The following is a 21,254-nucleotide window of genomic DNA, read 5'->3' on the forward strand; positions in this document are numbered from 1 at the left end:
GCCGTTCGAAGCGTCTGATGATTGATGCGACACATCTGAAAGCACGCCGGACAGCAGCCTCTTTGTTTAAAAAGGGGTTTTTCCCCGCCATATCGGACGCACGAAAGGCGGTCTGAACTCAAAACTCCATGCCGTGTGCGATGGTCAGGGCCGACCGGTCCGGCTTCATCTGACTGCGGGACAGGTCAGTGACTTCAAAGGGGCAGATGTTCTCCTGACGGACCTGCCGGAAGGAACAGAAGAGGTCATCGGGGATCGGGGTTATGACAGCAACCGGATCAGACGATATCTTGTCGAACAGAACATTACCGCCTGCATTCCACCAAGGAAGAACCGGAAATCAAAGCCATCTTACAACTGGCACCTGTATAAAAAGCGCCATCTTATCGAAAACATGTTCGCAAAGCTGAAAGACTGGCGACGTGTAGCGACCAGATGCGACCGGTGCGCTCATACATTCATGTCTGCAATCCACATCGCAGCAAGCTTCATCTTCTATCTCAAGGAATGAGTCCTGAGCCTAGATGACCGCCGACCACGGCGGAAGGTCATTCGGCATGGCGTGCCATGCAATTCCGTAGCGGATCACGTAACGCAATCCATTGAACAGTTCGCGCAATGCGTGATGTCGTTGTTCCGCATCCTCGCGCATCAGGACCAGATACAGGACAACCAGAGATCATTCTTCATCTGAGAGAGACGGTTTGCGTGCAGGCGTTATCCCTCATTACTGCATCAATCAGACACGAAAGTACATAACACCCTCTAAGCTATCAGGCGCTCAATGTTGTAACATAGCATGGAAGGAGATGAATCTTCCCTAAACCTTAAAATGCGCGATCTTCAATCCGTCCGGGCATTGAGTAGGCGTGGCCGAGTAGTTAAACTGAAGGACTGAACAATTATTTTATCATTCCGGAGCCACACTAGACATGAGCGAGACTGTGACCGGCGGCGCACCCGCCTCCCCAGCGGGGGAAGCAGGCAAGGAGACAGGAGCCGCCGGGGTCGAAGCATCTCGTAAGGGGACCGCCGGAAAATCAAAGTTAAAGCTGATTGTCGTGGGCCTGGCGGCCCTGATCCTTCTCATTAGCGGCATCACCTTTGTCGAGAAGGACAAGCTGTTCAAGACCGCGGGGGAAAAAGCCGATGCAGTCTTGCATCCGCCCGTTCTGGTGGGGATTCCGACGATCGTTTCCAATCTCGATAGCGGAGACGGGCATCCTGTCTATGTCAAGATCACAGCCAAGGTCGAGATTGCCGGTGCAACCGATGAGGCCTCGCTCCAGAGCACCATTCCCGAGATTCAGGATGTGTTCCAGACATATCTGCATGAAACGCGCCCCCAGGATATTCGTGGCAACGGGATATACAGGTTGCGTGAGGCCATTATCCGCCGCCTGAGGACGGATCTGGCACCCCTGCAGGTGACGAACGTGTATTTCGTCGAGTTGCTCGTCCAGTAGCCTTAAAGGCTGCCGGAACACCTACAAAAGTACTGAAGTTGGGAATTCGTGGTGACAGACGACATGCAGGATGCAGACGACACGCCAAAGGGTGCCGAACAGCACGAAACAGTCGCTGGCGATCAGCATGATGTGCCGCATGAAGACATCGCCATGCATCACCCTGCGGCCGATGCCCTTTCGGATGCGTCCGAGCATGACATGCTTGGCGGGCATGTACTGGACCAGTCCGAAATTGACAGTCTTCTGGGCAATACATTTGGTGCGGCACCTCCCCGCGAAGCAAATGGCATGGAGCAGGTCATCAAGGCCGGCTTCGTGGCGTATGAACGCCTGCCCATGCTGGAGATCGTGTTCGACCGGCTGGTCAGGATCATGTCGTCCACGCTGCGCAGCTTTACGAATGACAACGTTGAAATCACGATGGAGAGCATCCAGTCGATGCGCTTCGGTGATTATATGAATGCCGTGCCATCATCTTCCATGTTCGCGGTATTCAAGGCCGTGCAATGGGAGAATTATGGCCTGATCGTGGTTGATTCCTCCCTGTCCTATTCAATCATAGATATCCTGATGGGGGGGCCGCGCGGGACCGGGCATGCGGGGGTTGAGGCCCGTCCCCATACAGCCATCGAAAGGGCGCTGATCGAGAAGCTTATCACCCTTACACTCAATGACCTTTCGACCGCGTTCAGCCCCGTATGCGCAATTGATCTGACGTTCGAACGCCTCGAAATCAGCGCGCGTTTTGCCGCGATTGCCCGGGCTTCGAATGCAGTGGTGATGACCAGGCTGCATATCGATATGGAAGACCGCAGCGGGAATATGGATCTCATCATTCCCTATGCGACCCTTGAACCCGTGCGCGACCAGTTGTCCCAGCAGTTCATGGGCGAAAGGTTCGGGCGGGATTCAATCTGGGAAGATCATCTCATATCCGAAATTCTTGAAACCGATGCGCAGGTTTCCGCCGTGTTCGAGGAAAAGGTCATTCCCCTGTCGGAAGTTCTGAGCCTCCATCCCGGCAAGCAGATAACCTTTCCCCACCTGAGTGGGACCCCCATCCATGTCAGGCTCCAGTGTGGCCAGACACCTTTATTTGAGGGAAGGTTGGGAAAACTGCATGGTAAGGCAGCCGTAAAAATCGAAAGAAGGCTGGTGCCGGCTGAAAGTACCCATCCGAAAAAGGCACCGGCTCCGGCTCCGGCTTCCGCTCCTGCCTCGCCCGATGCTGCGGCCAGCAAGGCTTAAGATCACGTCCCCTTTCTCCCCGGCCTGTGGTATCGTAACCTCAGCAAGACTGGAGCCCCGCTAGTGCTGACACAGATCCAGATGATCATTGAGGTCGTTCTGTCGTTCTTCCTGTTTCTGGGAATAATATACAGCTTCTACCTCGGTCGGGTTCTGTCGAACCTGAGGCGTGACCGCACCAGCCTTCTGGAGCTTGTCCAGAAGCTGGAAAGCAGCGTGCGGAGTGCTGAAGACGGGGTTGAAAAGCTCCGTGTTGCCGGTGAGGTCAGTGGCCGTCCGTTGAGCAAGATGATCGAGCAGGCCAAGATCACGGGGACGGAACTCAACAGCATGGCCGATCAGGCGGATACGACGGCCGATCGCCTTCAGGTGCTGATTACTCAGATCATCTCTCAGGAAAAGCAGCTCAAGACCCTGATCGAGCAGGCTGAGGAAGTCCGTCTGGAGATGATAGAAAAGGCTGCCAGCCTGGGATATGTGGCTGGCAAGATTGAAGAAAACCCGGAAGCTACCCTGCAGGACAGGGCGGAGCAGACTGCTGGCTCCACTTCCCGCCCCGAGGCGCATTTCCCGGATGGCGTCGAAGCCGACAATGGTGTCTCAAAGGGCAACACGCCCGCAGCCCCGGTGCCTCAGGATGATCCGAACCGGAAGACCATGTTCGCGGATACAATAAACGTTCCCGCCCCGGCCTCGGTCACACGCACCCGGCCCTATATGAGGGCACTGGGTAAAACCTTTCTTGCAGACCCGGCCGATCTGGTGACTGTCTGGTCCGATCAGGGCAGATAAGCCGCGGCAAACCGGCACTCCCCGCAATATAGATATAATTACTGGCGCGACGGTGTAAGCGGGCCCTGTGCGGGTTGCTGCTGGACGGATGCCGAGTAAGACACCGTTCCGGTCTCGCTGCCCGGATCAGCTTTGCCATCGGTGACGGCTGAAACCCGGATGGGACGGAAACTGCGCACACCGGCCAGGAACTGCGAGACAAGGTTTACCCGTTCCGGCGTCATGGACCCCATGATGGCGGATATCTTGCGCGGGTTCATCTGGTTGGCGATGGAAACCAGAACATGAATATCCATGATATTGAAGACCGCAGCCGCCTCCTTGGGCGGCATGTCTTCGTATATCTTCACCAGCCTGTCAGTGTCAGCCAGCATGTTTTCCCGATGAGCTGCCTGCTTTTCGGCAAGTAGCGCCATGGAAGTATCCAGATCGTGCATCTTTTCATTGAGCGCGGTCTTGGCGGCATCCAGAACATGCTTCTGTTCTGCCATGTCCTTCTGTTCGCTAGCAATGTCGGACTGACGGGCTAGGATATCCTTGACGAGATCCGCTTCAGCCTTGCTGACTTCCGGGTCGAAATCTCCCCCGGCCTTGGAGGCCGCTGACTGCATGCTGGCGCAGGCCAGACCCTTGCGGCAGTCTCCATCCGTCATGCCCTGTTTCGGACCCGGGGAGTTCTGCTTGGCCTGTGCATCGCCATTACTGGCGTCATCGGACTGGAGGAGGGGTATCCAGCCTTCAATCGCGTTCCTGTCTGCCTTGGTGCTGACATGCTGCGGCGGGAGGATGGAAGTGGTATCGGCAGGCGCACCATTTTCTGCTCCCTCTTCCGCCTGCGCTTCGTTCTGCGCGGGCTGGGGGGCAGGCTGTGTATCGCCGCCATCCTTCAGGTGTCCGGCCAGGGCATGCATGTTCATTGCCAGCAGCAGTGTCATCAGGCTGGACGAAATATGTACAAGTTTCCCGAATGACAGACGGGGTATGAGCATTACAGTCTGGTCCACTTGCGGTTTTCTGGTGGTCGCCACAAGCAATGTCTCCGGGAGAAACCGGAGACATGTATAGTCATATGAACCAAATGCGGGCCATCAGGCAGTGCCTTGCTGGTGCTGGTCCACGCTGCTTGTACCCTCTGGCTTATTCCGGTTACTCCGGATCCTGACCCGGATCCACGAGAACCACATGGCCATCCGCGGTTGCGGCAGAGTGCAGGGCTTCGTCCATGTTGTCCCAGTCCGTTACGGGGGGCTGGGGAGCCTTGCCTTCATCCACGGACTGGTACGGGACCGTATTCGTGGAATTTTCAGGCGCCACCGTGGTGTTCGCAGCGGGTGCAGGCTGCGCATCGGGAGCAGGGGCTGCGGCGGGCTGGGGCGCCACCTTGCTGGCACCCTGCGCTTTTGCCGGGGCGGAACTGGACGTTACGAGCCTGATTTCCCCGGTCAGTTCGGCATCCTTGTGAATGCCACAGCCGGTATGACCTTCCAGCACGACGGTGCAGTTCTCCACCTTCGCGGTTGCGCTGGCGTAAAACCGCTTTGTCCGGATCACGGCCTCTTCCACCCGCCCGCGAATGATGACCTCATCGGCCAGCAGTTCGCCGGAGACGATGCCGGATTCAAGAATATCGACCGTCGGGGCACGCAGGCGGGCATTGCGTACGGAACCACCTACGATGATGGGGGTGTCCGTCTCGCACTCCAGGTTGGCGACATTCAGCCCCTGGGCGAGTATGGTCTGGGTTGGCTCAGACGCCTTGCCGAACACGTTATCACCGTCGTTCATACCGTTTTCCTTAGGACTTTCCTGCCTGACCATGCCCGCACGCCCATTCCTGACGGTCTGGCTCCATTCATAACCTGCGTTCGGGCCGCCTTTATACCAGACGCCTTGTGCCGGTTACTCATGTGACCTGAAAGTTCAGGCGCCGCACAGAGTGTTGATGATGTGAAGTAGCTGTTCGTGTCAAGCCATGCAATAAATTTGATCCCTGCAGGGGAACCTTTTTCTGTCTGGTGTACACTAATGGCCTCAGTAGAAGGACATGGTCCGGGCTTGCGTGGATGTCACGGCTGGGCCGTAATACGCTGGCGGGACCGTGGCGCGGAACAGCAGAACAAAGTCGTAACACTGTGTAACGATGCCACGGTTAAAATATAGTTAATCAATCCGGTCCTTCCCCGGGTTGCTTTTTGCCGCGGACGGTCCTTTTCTGCCTTACCTTATGGTGCAGGCATCGTTATCATGCACCCTGATTACTCCCATGTTGCGCTGGCGGGTATGATTGACGCAGTGGCAAGGCGAGATGCAGGGGTATCGAATGGTTAAAGCGCCGGAGGATTTTTTGGCTTCCTGTTCTCGTGACGTAATAAAGTAGCGCTTTCCCTTATGCAGAATATATTGGCGAGCCTGAAAGGCCTCGGGCGCACGCGACTGATCGCGCTGGGGGTTGCCGCGGCGGTTCTTCTTTCGACACTCGGGTTCCTTGTCTTCCGTAGCGGCGGTCAGTCCATGTCGCTGCTTTACAGTGATATCGACCTTAGCGAAGCCGCCGAGATGGTCGATGAACTGGGAAAGGCCCATATCGCCTCCACAACCAGTCCCGATGGAACAAGCCTGTATGTTCCTCATGACAAGGTGGCCAGCGCAAGGCTGCTCCTTGCAAAAGAGGGACTGCCCAGCGGGGGGCGATCGGTTACGAACTGTTTGACAAGAGCGGCACGCTCACCAGCACGCAGTTTGAGCAGACGATCAACGAGACCCGGGCGATGGAGGGGGAGCTTGAACGCTCCATCCGCCTTCTGCACGGGGTGCGTAACGTCAGGGTCCATCTTGTCCTGCCGCATCGTGATCTTTTCTCGACCCAGACCAGTCCGTCACAGGCCAGTGTCGTCCTTGACATAGGCCGGACCGGCCGTTTCAGCCCCGATGGCATCCAGGCCATCCAGAACCTGGTGGCCGCTGCCGTTCCGGGCCTGCGCCCGCAGAGCATCTCCATCGTTGATACGCGTGGCGATGTTCTGGCCCGCCCCGGCGACCCGGACAGTGCGACGGGACAGGAAACCTCGCTTGAAAAGCTCCGCCATGCCGAAGAACAGCGGCTGGCCCAGGCCGTGGAAGACATGCTGACCCCCACCCTGGGGGCGGGCCATGTGCGTGCGCGTGCGGCAGTCACCATGGATACGGATGAAATCCGTGAAACGGATGAGAGCTACGACCCCAACCAGCAGGTGCTCCGCTCCCAGCAGACCAGTTCGGACAAGACCGTCAATACCGAGGCGAACCCGAACACGACGGTGGGGAACAACCTGCCCAATGCCAACGCCAATCAGGATAACAGGACCGGATCGACCGGAGATCGGGAAGACGAGACCAACAACTACGAGATTGGCAAGCGCGTCCGTGTCATAAGCCAGACACGCCCGCGCGTGGCCCGCATCAGTCTTGCGGTCATGGTCGATGGTTCATTCACGAAGGCCAAGGATGGCAAGGAAGTCTGGCAGCCGTTCGATAATGCCAAGATCGGCCAGATCACGACGCTTGCAAAAACGGCGATCGGTTACGACAAGGCCCGCGGGGACGAGGTCAATGTCGTCTCGATGCCGTTCATGCCGGATGCCGAAGGCGCATTCCCGGCACAGGCCAGCAATCTGTGGAACCGTGATACCCTTATCTATATCGCGGAATGGGTCATACCCCTTCTTCTGGCGCTGGGTGCCATCTACATCGCCATCCGGCCCATGCTGCGCCGTGGCGGGATTGGCGGGGTCGCCCTTGCCGGTGGCCATGTTCGTGAGGGGGCGGCGGATGCTGCCCGCATAGAAGGTGGTGATGGCGCACTGAGCAGCGCCGTGCTCTCTGATGATGGCACGATCAGTGTTGATGGTGTCGATGGGAAAATGCGTGCGGAAGCGATCACGAAGGTTGCTGACCGTATCGAGGCCAGCCCCGAGGAGAGTGTTCTTATCATCCGGAACTGGCTGGCCGCGCCAGAACCGCCGAAGGGAAGCTAGACATGGCAGAACCCGCTGTAACCCCGCTTGCCGATGCCGCTCCCCCTCCCTCTGTCACCGTTCACCTGAGCGGACGGCAGAAGGCCGCCATCCTCATGCTGGCCGTCGGGCGCGACAGGTCGGCAAAGCTGCTCAAACAGCTGCATGAGGACGAGATCCGCGATATTTCCGTTACCATGGCGGGGCTTGGCCTTGTCCGGGCCGATATTGTGGAAGCCGTCTGCCACGAGTTTACGCGCAACTTTGAATCGTCCGATGGTCTTGTCGGCACTTACGAGACCACGGAAGAAATGCTGCGCAAGGCCCTGCCGGAAGAGCAGGTGGAAAAGATCATGGACGAGATCCGTGGTCCGGCCGGCAGGACGATGTGGGACAAGCTGGGCAATGTGCAGGAGACGGTACTCGCCAATTATCTGCGCAACGAATATCCGCAGACGGCCGCCGTTATCCTGAGCAGGCTCCAGCCCGCGCATGCTGCGCGCATTTTCGCGCTGCTGCCGGAAGACTACGCCACGGATGTGATGATGCGTGTCCTGCATATGGAAACGGTGCAGAGGGAAGTGCTGGACAGCGTGGAAGCCACGCTGCGCTCCGAATTCATTTCCTCGCTCGGCCGCTCGTCCAAGCGCAACAGCTACGAACTGCTGGCTGAAGTCTTCAATAACTTTGACCGCAAGACCGAGACGCGCCTGATGGCGTCCATGGACAAGCGCAATCATGAGGATATGGAAAAGGTGAAGGCGCTCATGTTCACCTTCGAGGACATCAAGCGTCTGCCCCATGTCTCCCTCATGCGGATTGTCAATGAGGTCAACCGCGAGAAACTGCCGCTGGCACTGAAGGGCGCTTCGGAAACGGTCAGGAAGATGTTCCTCCAGTGCATGTCGAAACGTGCGGGGAACATCCTTCTGGAAGAAATCGAGGCACTGGGCCCGGTCCGCGTCAAGGATGCCGACGCCGCCCAGACGGAAATCGTCGCCACCATCAAGAACATGGCGAATGCGGGCGAAATCGACCTTGCCGAAAACGGCGGCAATGATGAGATCATCCCGTGACCGGCAGACCGGTTTCCTCCCCTGCGTCACCGACGCAGGCCACGACGGACAAGGCGGCGGACAAGACATCTGCCACCCGGGCGGGTACGCCGCTTGGGGAACTGGCGGATATCGAGGATTTCGGTATCGTCCCCATGACGGTGGCGGACAGCCTCGCCGCAAAGGCCGAGGCGGAGCCGGAACCGCCCGAGCCTGATCCGAACCTTGTCACCATGACGCGTGAGGAAGCCGATGCCGCCCGTGCGGCCGCATTTCAGGCCGGGTTTGAAAAAGGGAAACAGGACCGCGAGCAGGCGCTTCAGGAGCATTATGCCAACTGCCTGTCTTCCCTTACAGACGTATTCAAGGCAGAGAATGAGCGTCGGAACCAGATCATGATGGGGGCGGCGAAAGCCTTTCTCATGACGGTTGTGGACATCGTGCGGAACCTTACGGCGCTGGACGGGTCCATCGTGGCCGGCATGCAGCGGGACCTGATCCTTGATGCGGTTGCGTTCGTCAAGGAATGTGACGGGCCGGTCAGGGTCCGGTGCAGTGCGGTCGATGCGCAACGCCTGGCGACCCTCCTGCGGGGCAACCCTGCCGTCAAGATAGAGGCGGTGCAGGGTTCCGCAGAGGATACGATACGTATTACATCAGCAGCGAACACCATCGTCATTGACCCCGGACAGTGGCGTAAAGCTGTTGCGGAGAAAATTGTTGCCGCCGTTACAGCCCTCGCGGAGCAGCGGGGGGGGCGGAACGTGCAGAAAGCATAGACCAGGCGGAGAGAACCATGAGCACAGGCAACGCGGATATCGGACTTGAAGATTTCACTTCCACTCCTTCGGACGCCCCGCCCGCAGCGGACGCGGCAGAGGCGAAGGACCAGACTGGCCCCGCCCAGATGGAGGCGGTCTATGATATTCCGGTAAAGATCACGGCTGTCATCGGCACGGCGACCATGCCGGTCAGCCAGCTGCTCAGGCTCGGGCGCGGCGCGGTCGTGGAACTGGACAAGAAACTGGGGGAAGCGGTCGATATCTATGCGAACAACCGGCTGATTGCCCGTGGTGAGGTTGTTGTCGTGGACGATAACCATATTGGTGTCACGATGACGGAAATCCTGTCGTCCTCGCCCACAACGGGCTAGGCATGGACGCCATCCCCCCGACAGGTGTTCCGGCCGGCCACGCCCATTCCCTCACATACGGGATGGGAACGTTCGGCCCGGCATGGGTGACGTGGATTACGTCATTTGCAATCGTCATCGTGCTCATCCTGTTGAGCCGCTACGTCCTGCAGTTTCTTGAACCCTACCTGTCGCGGCGGCGCCAGACGCGCCATCTTGCCATAGTCGAGAGCTTGGCGCTGGATCAGCGCCGCCGGATCAGCATCATAAAATGCGGTGAGAAAAAGGGGCTGATCCTGACCGGGGGAGGCAATGACGTGTTTCTGGGCTGGATAGAGTGCGCGGACGCCACGCCGCCAACCACTTCCTTTGAAAATCCAGCAAAGTGATACGCATAGTGGAGCTAACGCGTTGACATATCCGTCTCTTACGGGAAGAGCCGCCAGAGCATGGGGCCTGTTTGCATGCGTCATGGGCGTTATCGCTCTGGCGGCCATGCCAACGCTTGCACATGCGCAGTCCCTGACGGTTGACCTGGGCAAGGGGACGGGGGACGCAGGCACGACCAGCCGCCTGATCCAGCTGACGGCCCTTATTACAATTCTTTCGCTGGCGCCCAGCCTGCTGGTCATGGTGACGGCGTTTACGCGGATCATCGTCGTCCTGTCCCTGTTGCGGGGGGCGATCGGGGCGCAGGGTACACCGCCCAATACGGTACTGATCGGACTGGGGCTGTTCCTGACGTTTTTTGTCATGCAGCCCGTGCTTCAACAGTCATGGGATCAGGGGATTGCCCCCATGATGGATGGCCGGGTGAGTGAAATGGAGGGGCTGGCGGCAGCGGCCGAGCCTTTCCGGGGGTTCATGCTGGCGAATGCCCGGCCTGCCGATCTGACGACATTCCTGCATCTGGCAAATGTCGCGCCCCCCACCACACCGGCGGCCATGCCGTGGCGGGTGCTGATCCCGGCGTTCATGATTGGTGAGCTGAGCCGGGGCTTCGAAATGGGCTTCCTGCTCTATCTGCCCTTTCTTGTCATCGACATCGTGACATCAAGCGTGCTCATGAGCCTGGGCATGATGATGCTGCCCCCGGCCACAATTTCGTTGCCGTTCAAGCTGATTTTCTTCGTCATGGTTGACGGATGGCAGATGGTGGCAGGGGGGCTGGTCAGAAGCTTCGGGGGATGAAACCTTCCATGACACATGGGTAGGGGTTCATCCTGAGCCACAGATCAGACTATCCCGGCATGACTGAGGCCATGCCGGGCTGAGGTTCTTGTATTTCGGACTGGTGGCTTCTGTTCCGGATCAGAACGGAAGGACGCTATCAAGCACCTGCTGCCCATATCGCGGCGTCTGGATCTTGGTCAACTGGCCACGACCACCGTACGATATTCTGGCCTCGGCAATCCTGTCGTGGGTGACGGTATTGTCTTCCAGAATATCCTGGGGCCTGACCACACCGCTGACCATGAGCTGGCGGAGTTCGCCATTGATGCGGACTTCCTGACGGGCGACAACGACAAAGTTGCCGTTGGGCAGTACCTGGGTAATCGTCCCGGCCAGGGTAAGGGTGACGGTTTCGTTCCTGCGGATCGAGCCTGCAGCAAGATTGGCGCTGGCGCTGCTTGTGCTCAGGGCATCCGAGTTGGTGAGATGCGATACACCCTTGCCCTTGAAGCCAAACAGGCTGGGAATACCGAAATCTTCCGATCCGCTGCCGCTGGCGGATGTATCATCCGTCAGGGCGGCGTTATCGGCAATCTCGACCTTGATGGTCAGCAGGTCACCGGCCTGCGATGCCCGCTGGTCCTTGAAGAAGGCGCGGCTTCCGGGCCGCCACAGGCTTCCCACCTCGGTTGGCGGGGCCTGAAGGGGGGGCATGGGCATGGTTACGGGCCGGTAGTCAGGCGCCTGCGTCGGGTCCGATGTTCTGGTCATGCGGGGCGGATGGCCCATCTCGCTGACCTCGGACAGGCCGGAACATCCGGACAGGAACAGCAACCCGGTCATTATGGCGCCAGACAGGCGGCGTGTGGTCAAAGGAACTCTCCAGGACATTGGCGATTACCGAAGCGACAGGTTTGCCCGCGTATTCGTGCGGTTGGATGTGGCCAGACGTCGTAGCATGTTCGGGTCGGACGGAACCGCGCCAGACCCGGTTTCAACCTCGATCTGCGAAGGACCGGTCACCCGTCCGGTCACAATCATGTTGCTGGCCATGTTAAGGGCGCGCAGGTACTGGCCGGCGCCGCCATCTTCCAGTGCCTTCCCGGTCGCCGTCAGCCGAATTCCGGGCACGATGTAAACGATCAGGATGGGATCGCCCTTGTGCATGAGTATGGTCCGGTGCAGGTCCCGGTCCATCACGGGTTCCCCGGCGGCGACATCATGCACGAGCGTCATGCCGTCAACTTCGGTTTCATCGGTAAATACCCGGCCCGATGTATGCTCGGTGCTGGTTTCCCCGATACGCACATCCTGAGATGAGATCGTGGCACCTGCGGCAAGGGGATGCGTGAAGACAAGCGTGGTCTGGGAGGCATGCACAGTCCCGATCAGCAGGAATGAATCCTGCGTGACATCCCCGATAGGGTGGGTACGGTAAACCGTGGCGGAAAACCGCCCTGATTTCTGGTCCCAGTCAATATCCGTCAGGATGACCGGCTTCTGGTCATCCGGGGCGACAATCATGGGGTGGAAGTCAACAAGATCAACGGAAACAGGGCCGTTCCCAACGTCAGGCACGCTTTTCCTGATCAGGTTGACAAAGAAATCCTGATCGAGCACCCGGCCGGAGCGGGTGATTGTCGCGAGGGCCGAGGGTGACTGGTCAAGCCAGTCAACGCCGTACTGGTCGGCAATGGCGATCAGCTGCCGCCCCCCTACATGGATGCTGCCACCGGGGGCGGGGGCGGGGCCGATTACCTGGTCCTGCCCGGGGTCCAGATCAGCGAACAGGTCCGACAGCCTTACGTTATCGCTGGTGATGACTGTCGTGTTGCGCAGCGTTGCCGCCGAAACGTCCGGAATATGAAAAGTCACGATGCCTGCGGCGACCGCTAGGGCGATTGCTGCTCGCAAATGCATGTTATTTCAGGTTTGTCAGCGTCTGAAGCATCTCATCGGAAGCGGTGATGACCTTGCTGTTCATTTCATACGCGCGCTGGGCGGTGATCAGGTCCGTGATTTCGGTCACGACGTTGACGTTCGATTCCTCGACAAAGCCCTGACGGATGGACCCGAAGCCCGTGCTCTGCGGGGTGCCGGTGATCGGGTCACCGGATGAGGTCGTGGCCTCGAACAGGTTCTGACCCATTGCGGCCAGACCGTTTTCATTCTGGAAGGTAATGAGCTGGATCTGGCCGGCAACCTGCGCCGTGGTCGTGCCCGACACGGTGTACTGAACCTGCCCGGTCTGGTCCACGGTGATGTTTTCGGCGTTGTTCGGCAGGGAAATATCCGGGCTGAGGGGATAACCGTCAGCCGTGACGATGGTGCCGTCATCGGAAAGGGAGAAGGTGCCGTCACGGGTATAGGCATATTCGCCCGAAGGCAGCGTCACGCGGAAATATCCGCGCCCTTCGATCGCCAGATCGAGGGCGTTGCTGGTCTGCTCCAGCGTGCCCTGTTCGTTGATCCGGTAGATCCCCGCGGTGCGGACACCAAGGCCGACCTGCGCGCCTGCGGGCACAAGGTCACCCGTATCGGAACTCATGGTGCCGACGCGGCGGAGATCCTGATAGATGAGATCCTGGAATTCAGCCCGGCGGCGCTTGTAGCCCGTGGTCGTCATGTTGGCGATATTGTGGGAAATCGTCTCAACATTCGTTGTCTGGGCCTGCATGCCCGTGCCAGCGATATCAAGGGAACGCATCATAGGATGACGGGCCTCCGGGGTGTGGTGCACTTTTCATGGCCATCCATCACACTCGCCGGGATGGAATGACATACTACATATGATATATCTGCCGGATCACATCCGCGCCATGCATACTTGAGACACAGGTAAAACCACGTTACGATCATGGCAAGGGATTTTCTGAAAAGATGAAGGCCAGATCTGTCGTGGGTGGAATATGCGTGCCCGCGTGGAGCCTTGCTGTCGGGATGCCGATTCACTATAATCGGCCTGTTCACCGGACTTTGATGCAGGCAGCCGTTGCGGGGTGCCGGGCCATGCCGGTGGGGGTTCTGATCAGCCGCGCGTCAGGAACGCGCGCATAGCTGGAGACGGGCATTTGGAGAATACGACATATATCGCCCTGTCGCGTATTGATACGCTGACACGTGCCCTTGATGTGGCTGCGGACAACCTCGCCAACGCCAATACCGACGGCTTCAAAGCGACAAAGCAGCTATTCTCCCAGTATCTTGTCCACCAGAAGGGCAATGAGCCGTCCGGTGGCCGGGACGAGGCGTTCACGCAGGATCTCGCCACCTATCAGGATCATATACAGGGCGCGCTGCGGCAGACGAGGAACCCGACGGACTTCGCCATCAATGGTGAAGGCTATTTCTCGGTGCGCACGTCGCAGGGTGTCCGGCTGACCCGTAACGGTCAGTTTCACCGCCGCGTGGATGGAACGATTGTCGATGGCGCGGGGAATCCCCTCCTTGACCGGCAGGGGCAGAACATCGTTGTCGCGCAGCAGGATGAGGTCGTATCGGTTGCCGCGGATGGGACGATGTCAACCGAAGACGGGCGAATCGCGAATATCGGCATCGTGACCGTGGACAACCTGAACACCCTGCAGCCGGAAGGGGCCTATCTGCTCAAGCCCACGACCCGCACCCATGCCGTCGCCCAGACGGAAATACGGCAGGGCATGCTTGAGTCCAGCAATGTGAATTCCATTAACGAGACCACGCACATGGTCGAGATCCAGCGGGATTACGACCTGAATTTCCAGCTTGTACAGACTGAATCCACCCGCTTCATGAACGCGATCGACAAGATCACGACCGAACCGAGTTCCTGACACGCTACGTAATCCATTTCAGAACATGTCGATGTATTGAGGGGGAGACCTGTCCTTACCCGCTTTCCGAAATGCTGCCAGAATGCGATAGGTCTTGTAATCACCATTAACGCCCGGCATACATTGTTCTGGTTACATGGGAATACATGGCCGTGACCGGCGTGCGGGGAATGACATGGATCTGGGATCATCGCTATCAATAGCCAATAGCGGACTGAGCGCGATTGATTATGAGCTGGCCGTAACGTCCCAGAACGTCTCGAATTCGGGGACGTCGGGATATGTCAGCGAAACGGCCAATGTATCCTCGGCCGTAGCCGGGGGCAGGGGGACGGGCGTTCATGTCGCGGCGACGACACTGAACGTGAACAACGCCCTGCAGAAGGCACTGTATAACCAGAATGCCCAGGTTGCGTCCTATACCGCGACCAGCAATTCACTGGCGGCGGTATCGGCCCTGCAGGGGTCGACATCGGCTGATTCGGGCAGCACGGATACACTTTCCGACCTGCTTGGCAACGTACAGAGCGCCCTGACATCACTGACCTCGACCCCGCTGGACAGCTCCGCGCAGTCGAGCGTCATTTCCAGCGCGCAGTCCCTGACCTCGTCCATCAATACCCTTTCCTCGACCTATACGCAGCAGCGCCAGACGGCCGAGGATGATGTGGTCTCGACAGTATCGAGCATCAATTCTGACCTCACGAACATCGGCGCGCTGTCCAAGCAGATCATGAGCCTCAAGGCGACCGGCGCGGATACGGCCGACCTTGAGAACCAGCGGCTGGGGATCATGACCGACCTGTCATCCGAACTGTCGGTGACATTCTCCGAAACGTCGAATGGTGACGTGGTCGTCCGCACCGCCGACGGGACCGAACTCCCGACACGGCCGGACCAGATGGGCAAGGATGACACCAGCGTCACCCTCCCTACCTCGACATGGCCGCTGTCCACGACCGACGTGTCTGTTACGTCGGCAATGTATTACAGTTCCGGGGATTCTTCGTCGCAGATCCCCGGGATCACGCTGGACGGCAAGGATATCACCTCGCACCTGACCGGTGGCACGCTTGGGGCCAACATCACCCTGCGTGACCAGACCTATCCGCAGATGCAGGCGCAGCTTGACTCATTCTCATATACGCTGGCTACGCGGTTCAACAGCGCCGGGCTTGCCCTGTTCACGGATGGGACCGGTTCCGTGCCGTCATCCGATAAGACGCAGGAAACGCCGGCCGGTATCGTGGGGCTGGCCTCAACGCTGAGCGTCAATTCGACATATGTGAGCAGCCCATCATCCCTGACGACCAGTGGCACGACGCAGGGTGATGTCACAGCCATTACCGCAGTTCTGAAGGATGGATTCGGAACGAGCGGTGATGATGTGGATGATTCCCTTGAGGCACCGTCTGTCGATCTGGGTCCGACAGGTTCGCTGTCCACCGGATATTCGGGCACGCAGGGTCTGGTGGCCTTGGCCACGTCCCTGACATCCAACCAGGCTTCGACCATTGCGCAGGCCAGTGATGGCCTGACCTCCTCCACTTCGGTCCAGACAACGTTGCAGACCAGTGTCTCCAATGTTTCCGGCGTGAATGTGGATGACGAAATGTCCAAGATTGTTTCACTGCAAAACGCGTATACCGCCAATGCCAAGGTCGTGTCGGCTGTACAGTCCATGTTCAGCGCACTGCTTGAAGCGATCGACTAGGCGGGCAGGGGGAGACGGTTATGAGTACTTCTATCGGTCAGTATGGTGATGCCGGCGCGTCTCTGATTCTCGCTGCCGGCATCAAGAATATGGCGCAGACCCAGGAAACCCTTTCATGGGAGACTTCGGCGGGGACCCTGTCGGAAACCTATGCCGGGTTGGGTTCGAACCGCACGTCAGCCCTCGACATCACGCCCCAGATCACACAGGTCGAGGCGTGGCAGACCAATGTTTCCAGCGCCCAGAGCAGCCTGACCATCTCGGCCAGTGCGGTGCAGCAGATCGTATCGCTGGCGCAGACCCTGGATTCAAACATCCTGAGCATCTCCGGCACGACCCAGAGCAGTTCGGTCTCGACCGTCGCGACAGAGGCCAAGACCGCGCTGACGGATCTGGCATCCACCCTCAATACCTCTGATGGTACGGGCTACGTCTTTGCCGGGCAGGATACGAATGTGCCGCCGGTGAAGGATACGTCCTCGATTTCAAGTGGCACCCTGGCGACGGAAATTGCCAGCATTGTCAGCACGCTCAGCACGGCAGGCGCATCGTCTGTCATGCAGAGTGCTACGGATGCGGCATCGGATAACACGTCGAGCGTTTCCGTGTTTTCATCCAACCTGTCGGTCAGTGCCACGGATGCGAGCAAACTGCAGAAATCTGTCCTGACAGGCAGCAACACGACGGCCGACCTCGGGATTGTGGCAACGCAGGCAACGGGTGGAACATCATCCACATCGACCTCCCCCACGACCGGCTCCCCTATCCGCGACCTGATGCGCGATATGATGGTGGTCTCTTCCATGTCTGGAATGGACAGTTCCACAACAGGGTATGCCGATCTGGTCAGCCAGCTCCATTCGTCCCTGCAGAGCACGATTTCCGAGCTGACGAATACGGAATCTTCAATCGGTGTCACGCAGGATAGCCTGACTTCCCGGAGCACCATGCTGTCCAGCATGAAAAGCATGCTGGAAACGCAGCTTTCAACCGCCAGGGATGCGGATATTGCCGCGGTTGCAACGCAGACATCCGCGCTCAATACCAGATTGCAGGCGTCCTATACCCTTGTTTCGGACATGAAAAACATGTCGCTCGCGAATTACATCTGATTGTTACGGGGTATTTGAACTGTTCCATCCAGATAACGGGATGGAACAGTATCTATAAATAATTGACATTTCTGCCGCATGAATGTGTCGCGGCTGGTTGATGGTGGGTACTTACCAGTACCCACCAATCACATGGCGCGGCTGGTTCCCGCCCGGATCAGCATTGGACGACCATGCGCTCCAGTCCCACAGGGCGGTATCGCGCCTGTTTTCAGCGGCCATCGAGCGCAAATCCAGTAGGAACTGAGCGGACTTCTTGCCTTTCTGATTGGATGATTCAATCAGTCCGGTCAGCGTCCGGTAAGCGGTTTCGGACCCCATATAAACACAACCGCACCCGATCGGATCGGCATAGAGATAGATAAGCCCGGTGGGTGAGGGACGATATGTCACCTGTCCCGGTGGCAGCGTGTTCATCATGGCGTAGCGCGCCGTTGTATCCGCTGCATGGGCGATAAAGCCCGCCTGTGACAGTGTCATTCCCTCATCCAGATAAGGCTTGGCGGGGGCCCCACATCCAGCCAGGCCGGCGCTGAACAGCACTGCCATAGTGGCCATGACATAACGGCGCGGTTTCATGATCGTCTTATCGGGGCGATTTTCGGGGTGGATCGGGCTGTTGTGCATATAGGGAATGGGCCTTGATCTGAACGGCGGATCGCAGTCAGGAAACAGGCATCTGTTCCCGGAACATGGCCAGACAGGATACGGGAGTGGAGAGTGAATAAAAAGTCCCGTTTGGGACTGCCTACCAAAACCGGCTCCCCACTAACCGGCTGATTGCCGGGGTAGGTACGGCCCCATGTTCCCATGGCGCCGACGATATGTTAGGAAAGAAATTTGTGTGCCGGTTTTTGCCAGAAACGCTGGGTAATGCGTGGCGGACCACGAATGAAGGATTGAACTGATGAGCATCAGCAATATCTCTCCGGTGTCCACGTACCTTACAGCCGTAAAGGATGAAAGTACGGCAGCCACGAATTATGCGAAAATGGACGCCACCACCGGGCGCGAGGTGAGCAGTTTCGAGAAAGACGCGGCTTCCATTACATCGGCGGATGGCCTGCTCAAGAATTACTCGGCATTGCAGGTGGTTCTTGGCGCGTACGGTCTTGGCTCCATCTCGGGGGAGACGGCGCTGGTCAAGGATCTGCTGACGCAGGACCCCACATCATCCAAATCGCTTGCGAAGTCATCGGGTAACGCGACATGGCTGGCTTTTGCCGACGCGTTCAGCACCTGGGGTGAAAATGGCGGAACGGCCAGTGCCACGCCATTCACGTCTGACACGATCAGCTCGATCGTCTCGAAGTTCGAGGAAACCCAGTACGAGGACGATACTGCCAATCAGGATAACGGGGTTGGCAACGCGCTCTATTTCACGCGTACGATGACCAGTGACACGACGCTTTCAAAAATCATGTCGGACTCGACCCTGCTGAAAGTGGTGGAAACGGTTTCTGGCTACGACCCTGATGAATTCGGGGCGCTGGATTACGACCAGCAGGTCAGCATGCTGACGAAGAAGGTTGACCTGAGCAAGTTCTCGACCTCTGCTGGCATCCAGAAATATGCCGAGCAGTATCTCGCCATGCTCCAGATCAACCCGCAGACCCCGGACAAGCCGACGACAATGCTGGACCTGTTTGGCGGCGATAACAGCGATGAAGGCATTATAGCCTTGTTTGATACGAATGGCTCCTCGTCCAGCAGCCTCTATTCTGGTCTTTTCTAAGGCTGGACAGGCGGGCATGCTGTCCAGAGAAATCACAGGCTGCCGCCATAGTCGGCGCCGATGAGCACGGAGCCAGCACAGGCCTCGGTAGCTGCGGACATGATGGCGGGCATTCCCGACATTATGACGGCAATCCGGGAAGCTGTCGCAACCCCACGCCATGACGTGCCTGTTGGTGTTCTGGAAGGGCAGGTGACAGCATTGTCTGGCCTGTCCGTCTCCCTTAGCGGGCTGGCCGATTTTACCGGGGTGGGTGACCGTGTATCTATACTCGGGCTGGACGGGCGTGAAACCGAGGCCGAGATTGTAGCCTTTCGGGGTGAGACCGCTATCGCCATGCCGTACGGATCGCTCGAAGGGGTCGGGTCCGGCTGCCGGGCAACATTTAGCCTGTTTGATCCATCCGAAAGAAAGCGCCGGGCGGGTGGTACCCTGCTGGTCAATGATGGCTGGCAGGGCCGTGTCATTGACCCGATGGGGCGCCCCATGGATGGAAAAGGTCCATTGCCACCCGATGGAACGCCACAGCGGCTGCATGCGCCCCCGCCAGAAGCAGCACGCAGGGCGCGGCTTGGCCCGCGTATTGACCTCGGGGTACGGGTTCTCAACCTGTTTACGACCTGCCGGCAGGGGCAGCGTCTGGGCCTGTTTGCCGGTTCCGGTGTCGGTAAATCCACCCTCATGGGCATGCTGGCCCGTTATACGGCCTGTGATGTCGCGGTGATTGCCCTGGTGGGTGAACGTGGCCGTGAAGTACGGGAATTCATTGAGGACGACCTTGGCCCCGAGGGGCTGGCCAGATCGGTCGTTGTGGTCGCGACATCTGATTCATCGCCGCTGATGCGCCGGGAGGCGGCTTATACCGCCATGGCCACCGCCGAATATTTCCGCGATCAGGGCAAGTCCGTGCTCATGCTCATGGATAGTGTCACCCGCTTCTGTCAGGCCCTGCGCGAAATCGGCCTGTCATCGGGCGAGCCACCAGCTACCCGCGGCTATCCCCCTAGCGTGTTTGCCGAACTGCCGCGCCTTCTGGAGCGTGCCGGTCCGGGTGCGGTCGGGCCGGATGGAAAGGCGGGCCAGATTACGGCCATGTTCTCGGTGCTGGTTGAAGGTGACGACCATAATGAGCCCGTAGCCGATGCGGTGCGGGGTATTCTCGACGGGCATGTCGTCATGGAACGGCGGATCGCGGAAGCGGGCCGCTACCCAGCGGTCAATGTCCTGCGCTCCCTGTCGCGAACCGTGCCCGGATGTAACTCCGCCGAGGAGAACAAGCTGGTGCAGGAAGCACGTTCCGACCTGGCCTCGTGGGATGAGATGCAGGATATGGTCCGCCTTGGCGCCTACCGTGCCGGGAATGACCCCAAGGTGGATAAGGCCATTCGCGTGGCACCCGCCATCGAGGATGTGCTGAAGCAGTCCCGTAACGAAAGGGCCACGCTGCCCGAGAGTTTTGAGGCGCTGGCGCGTGCCCTTGTGCCGCCGCCACAGGCAGCATCCTGATGGACGCCAGAACGCGGGCACTGCAGGCCCTGATCCGGCTGAGGCAGACGGAAGTCGATCAGGCAAAAACGGCTCTGGCCGAAGCCGTGGGCAAGGAAAATGCGGCGCTGGACCTGGTGGAAAAACGGCGTGCCCTGATCGAGAGCGAGCAGGAACGGGCCGTTTCCGGGCAGGTGTCGATGGATGATTTCCGGACCTGGCTGCCAGCGGGAAGGGATGCTGTGGAACAGGCCCAGAAGGCCCTTTCCGCCGCCCGTCAGGTATCGGATCAGGCGCGTGAAGTGCTCATACAGGCCAACGCCGCCCAGAAAGCCGCGCAGGCCATAATGGACAGGCGGCTTGAAGAGGAAGCGGAAACCCGTGCGCGCCGGGAACAGACGGAAATTGATGACCTGTCCCGACGCAACAGGATGGGTTAGGGCCGCCCGCATTTTGCAGCGTGCGGGGTTCATGACCCTGCCATTTTCGGTGGCAGGGTGAATTCGTGTGGGCATTTTCTGCTGGCACTGCCATC

Annotated in this window: 22 protein-coding genes and 2 pseudogenes; 16 read left to right on the plus strand and 8 right to left on the minus strand. The window is 58.8% G+C overall.

Annotation, left to right across the window (positions count from 1 at the left end):
- The first annotated feature begins 112 nt into the window (after positions 1 to 112).
- Positions 113 to 511 (plus strand): IS5 family transposase, encoded by a 399-nt coding sequence (locus tag DY926_RS18080; protein WP_408886015.1) that lies wholly within the window; start codon positions 113 to 115, stop codon positions 509 to 511.
- Between the two features lie 15 nt (positions 512 to 526).
- Here DY926_RS18080 and DY926_RS00010 read toward each other — a convergent pair.
- Positions 527 to 676: pseudogene (locus tag DY926_RS00010) on the minus strand (transposase); the annotation flags it as partial.
- A gap of 256 nt (positions 677 to 932) precedes the next feature.
- Here DY926_RS00010 and DY926_RS00020 point away from each other — a divergent pair.
- The 3 genes from DY926_RS00020 (at position 933) to DY926_RS00030 (ending at position 3,509) form a co-directional block, all read left to right on the plus strand.
- Complete coding sequence (locus DY926_RS00020; RefSeq protein ID WP_116701495.1) at positions 933 to 1,466, plus strand: flagellar basal body-associated FliL family protein; 534 nt, start codon at positions 933 to 935, stop codon at positions 1,464 to 1,466.
- Between the two features lie 51 nt (positions 1,467 to 1,517).
- Positions 1,518 to 2,717: a flagellar motor switch protein FliM gene (gene fliM / locus DY926_RS00025; RefSeq protein ID WP_241502956.1), complete on the plus strand. Its 1,200-nt coding sequence runs from the start codon at positions 1,518 to 1,520 to the stop codon at positions 2,715 to 2,717.
- A gap of 63 nt (positions 2,718 to 2,780) precedes the next feature.
- Positions 2,781 to 3,509, plus strand: coding sequence for a DUF6468 domain-containing protein (locus DY926_RS00030; protein WP_116701497.1), 729 nt, complete (start codon positions 2,781 to 2,783; stop codon positions 3,507 to 3,509).
- Between the two features lie 38 nt (positions 3,510 to 3,547).
- On the opposite strand, the gene DY926_RS00035 is transcribed toward DY926_RS00030, so the two are convergent.
- From DY926_RS00035 to DY926_RS17740, 3 genes are all read right to left on the minus strand, one after another.
- Positions 3,548 to 4,498, minus strand: a complete 951-nt coding sequence (locus tag DY926_RS00035) for a MotE family protein (RefSeq protein WP_116701498.1) — start codon at positions 4,496 to 4,498, stop codon at positions 3,548 to 3,550.
- Positions 4,499 to 4,655: 157 nt separating this feature from the next.
- A complete protein-coding gene (locus DY926_RS00040) occupies positions 4,656 to 5,294 on the minus strand; it encodes a bactofilin family protein (RefSeq protein WP_148707716.1) in 639 nt (212 codons plus the stop codon).
- A 432-nt stretch (positions 5,295 to 5,726) separates the two neighbouring features.
- Positions 5,727 to 6,092: a hypothetical protein gene (locus tag DY926_RS17740; protein WP_241502966.1), complete on the minus strand. Its 366-nt coding sequence runs from the start codon at positions 6,090 to 6,092 to the stop codon at positions 5,727 to 5,729.
- Between DY926_RS17740 and fliF the strand changes: the two are divergent.
- From fliF to fliP, 6 genes and pseudogenes are all read left to right on the plus strand, one after another.
- Positions 6,066 to 7,522: pseudogene (gene fliF, locus DY926_RS00045) on the plus strand (flagellar basal-body MS-ring/collar protein FliF). The gene DY926_RS17740 and the pseudogene fliF overlap by 27 nt on opposite strands.
- A gap of 2 nt (positions 7,523 to 7,524) precedes the next feature.
- Positions 7,525 to 8,577: a flagellar motor switch protein FliG gene (fliG, locus tag DY926_RS00050; protein ID WP_116701500.1), complete on the plus strand. Its 1,053-nt coding sequence runs from the start codon at positions 7,525 to 7,527 to the stop codon at positions 8,575 to 8,577.
- Positions 8,574 to 9,335, plus strand: a complete 762-nt coding sequence (locus DY926_RS00055; RefSeq protein ID WP_241502957.1) for a hypothetical protein — start codon at positions 8,574 to 8,576, stop codon at positions 9,333 to 9,335. The genes fliG and DY926_RS00055 overlap by 4 nt, the downstream gene beginning before the upstream one ends.
- A 17-nt stretch (positions 9,336 to 9,352) precedes the next feature.
- Positions 9,353 to 9,709, plus strand: a complete 357-nt coding sequence (fliN, locus tag DY926_RS00060) for a flagellar motor switch protein FliN (RefSeq protein WP_116701501.1) — start codon at positions 9,353 to 9,355, stop codon at positions 9,707 to 9,709.
- A gap of 2 nt (positions 9,710 to 9,711) precedes the next feature.
- Positions 9,712 to 10,077 (plus strand): flagellar biosynthetic protein FliO, encoded by a 366-nt coding sequence (locus DY926_RS00065; RefSeq protein WP_116701502.1) that lies wholly within the window; start codon positions 9,712 to 9,714, stop codon positions 10,075 to 10,077.
- An 82-nt stretch (positions 10,078 to 10,159) separates the two neighbouring features.
- Positions 10,160 to 10,879 (plus strand): flagellar type III secretion system pore protein FliP, encoded by a 720-nt coding sequence (gene fliP / locus DY926_RS00070; protein WP_116701503.1) that lies wholly within the window; start codon positions 10,160 to 10,162, stop codon positions 10,877 to 10,879.
- Between the two features lie 120 nt (positions 10,880 to 10,999).
- Here the strand turns inward: fliP and flgH are convergent, their stop codons facing one another.
- The 3 genes from flgH to flgG are packed head-to-tail and all read right to left on the minus strand — an operon-like array spanning position 11,000 to position 13,568.
- On the minus strand, positions 11,000 to 11,704 hold the full coding sequence (flgH, locus tag DY926_RS00075; protein WP_241502964.1) for a flagellar basal body L-ring protein FlgH: 705 nt from the start codon (positions 11,702 to 11,704) through the stop codon (positions 11,000 to 11,002).
- A gap of 54 nt (positions 11,705 to 11,758) precedes the next feature.
- A complete protein-coding gene (flgA, locus tag DY926_RS00080) occupies positions 11,759 to 12,736 on the minus strand; it encodes a flagellar basal body P-ring formation chaperone FlgA (protein WP_116701545.1) in 978 nt (325 codons plus the stop codon).
- 46 nt (positions 12,737 to 12,782) lie between these two features.
- On the minus strand, positions 12,783 to 13,568 hold the full coding sequence (gene flgG / locus DY926_RS00085) for a flagellar basal-body rod protein FlgG (RefSeq protein WP_186336024.1): 786 nt from the start codon (positions 13,566 to 13,568) through the stop codon (positions 12,783 to 12,785).
- 364 nt (positions 13,569 to 13,932) lie between these two features.
- On the opposite strand from flgG, the gene DY926_RS00090 reads away from it, so the two are divergent.
- The 3 genes from DY926_RS00090 to DY926_RS00100 all read left to right on the plus strand — a co-directional run bounded on the left by DY926_RS00090 (position 13,933) and on the right by DY926_RS00100 (position 17,499).
- On the plus strand, positions 13,933 to 14,673 hold the full coding sequence (locus DY926_RS00090) for a flagellar hook basal-body protein (protein WP_116701506.1): 741 nt from the start codon (positions 13,933 to 13,935) through the stop codon (positions 14,671 to 14,673).
- Between the two features lie 175 nt (positions 14,674 to 14,848).
- Positions 14,849 to 16,387: a flagellar hook-associated protein FlgK gene (flgK, locus tag DY926_RS00095; protein WP_116701507.1), complete on the plus strand. Its 1,539-nt coding sequence runs from the start codon at positions 14,849 to 14,851 to the stop codon at positions 16,385 to 16,387.
- Positions 16,388 to 16,407: 20 nt separating this feature from the next.
- Positions 16,408 to 17,499 (plus strand): flagellin, encoded by a 1,092-nt coding sequence (locus DY926_RS00100; protein ID WP_116701508.1) that lies wholly within the window; start codon positions 16,408 to 16,410, stop codon positions 17,497 to 17,499.
- Between the two features lie 111 nt (positions 17,500 to 17,610).
- On the opposite strand, the gene DY926_RS00105 is transcribed toward DY926_RS00100, so the two are convergent.
- Positions 17,611 to 17,979 carry a hypothetical protein gene (locus DY926_RS00105; RefSeq protein WP_241502959.1) on the minus strand — a complete coding sequence of 123 codons (369 nt, stop codon included), beginning with the start codon at positions 17,977 to 17,979 and terminating at the stop codon, positions 17,611 to 17,613.
- A 427-nt stretch (positions 17,980 to 18,406) separates the two neighbouring features.
- Here DY926_RS00105 and DY926_RS00110 point away from each other — a divergent pair, with 427 nt between their 5' ends.
- From DY926_RS00110 to DY926_RS00120, 3 genes are all read left to right on the plus strand, one after another.
- Positions 18,407 to 19,234, plus strand: coding sequence for a DUF1217 domain-containing protein (locus DY926_RS00110; RefSeq protein WP_116701509.1), 828 nt, complete (start codon positions 18,407 to 18,409; stop codon positions 19,232 to 19,234).
- A gap of 123 nt (positions 19,235 to 19,357) precedes the next feature.
- Positions 19,358 to 20,740 carry a flagellar protein export ATPase FliI gene (fliI, locus tag DY926_RS00115; protein ID WP_186336025.1) on the plus strand — a complete coding sequence of 461 codons (1,383 nt, stop codon included), beginning with the start codon at positions 19,358 to 19,360 and terminating at the stop codon, positions 20,738 to 20,740.
- Positions 20,740 to 21,159, plus strand: coding sequence for a flagellar export protein FliJ (locus DY926_RS00120; RefSeq protein ID WP_241502960.1), 420 nt, complete (start codon positions 20,740 to 20,742; stop codon positions 21,157 to 21,159). Before fliI ends, DY926_RS00120 begins: the two co-directional genes overlap by 1 nt.
- The last annotated feature ends 95 nt before the right edge of the window (positions 21,160 to 21,254 follow it).

This window comes from Komagataeibacter melaceti (assembly GCF_003403295.1).
Classification (GTDB): Bacteria; Pseudomonadota; Alphaproteobacteria; order Acetobacterales; family Acetobacteraceae; genus Komagataeibacter; species Komagataeibacter melaceti.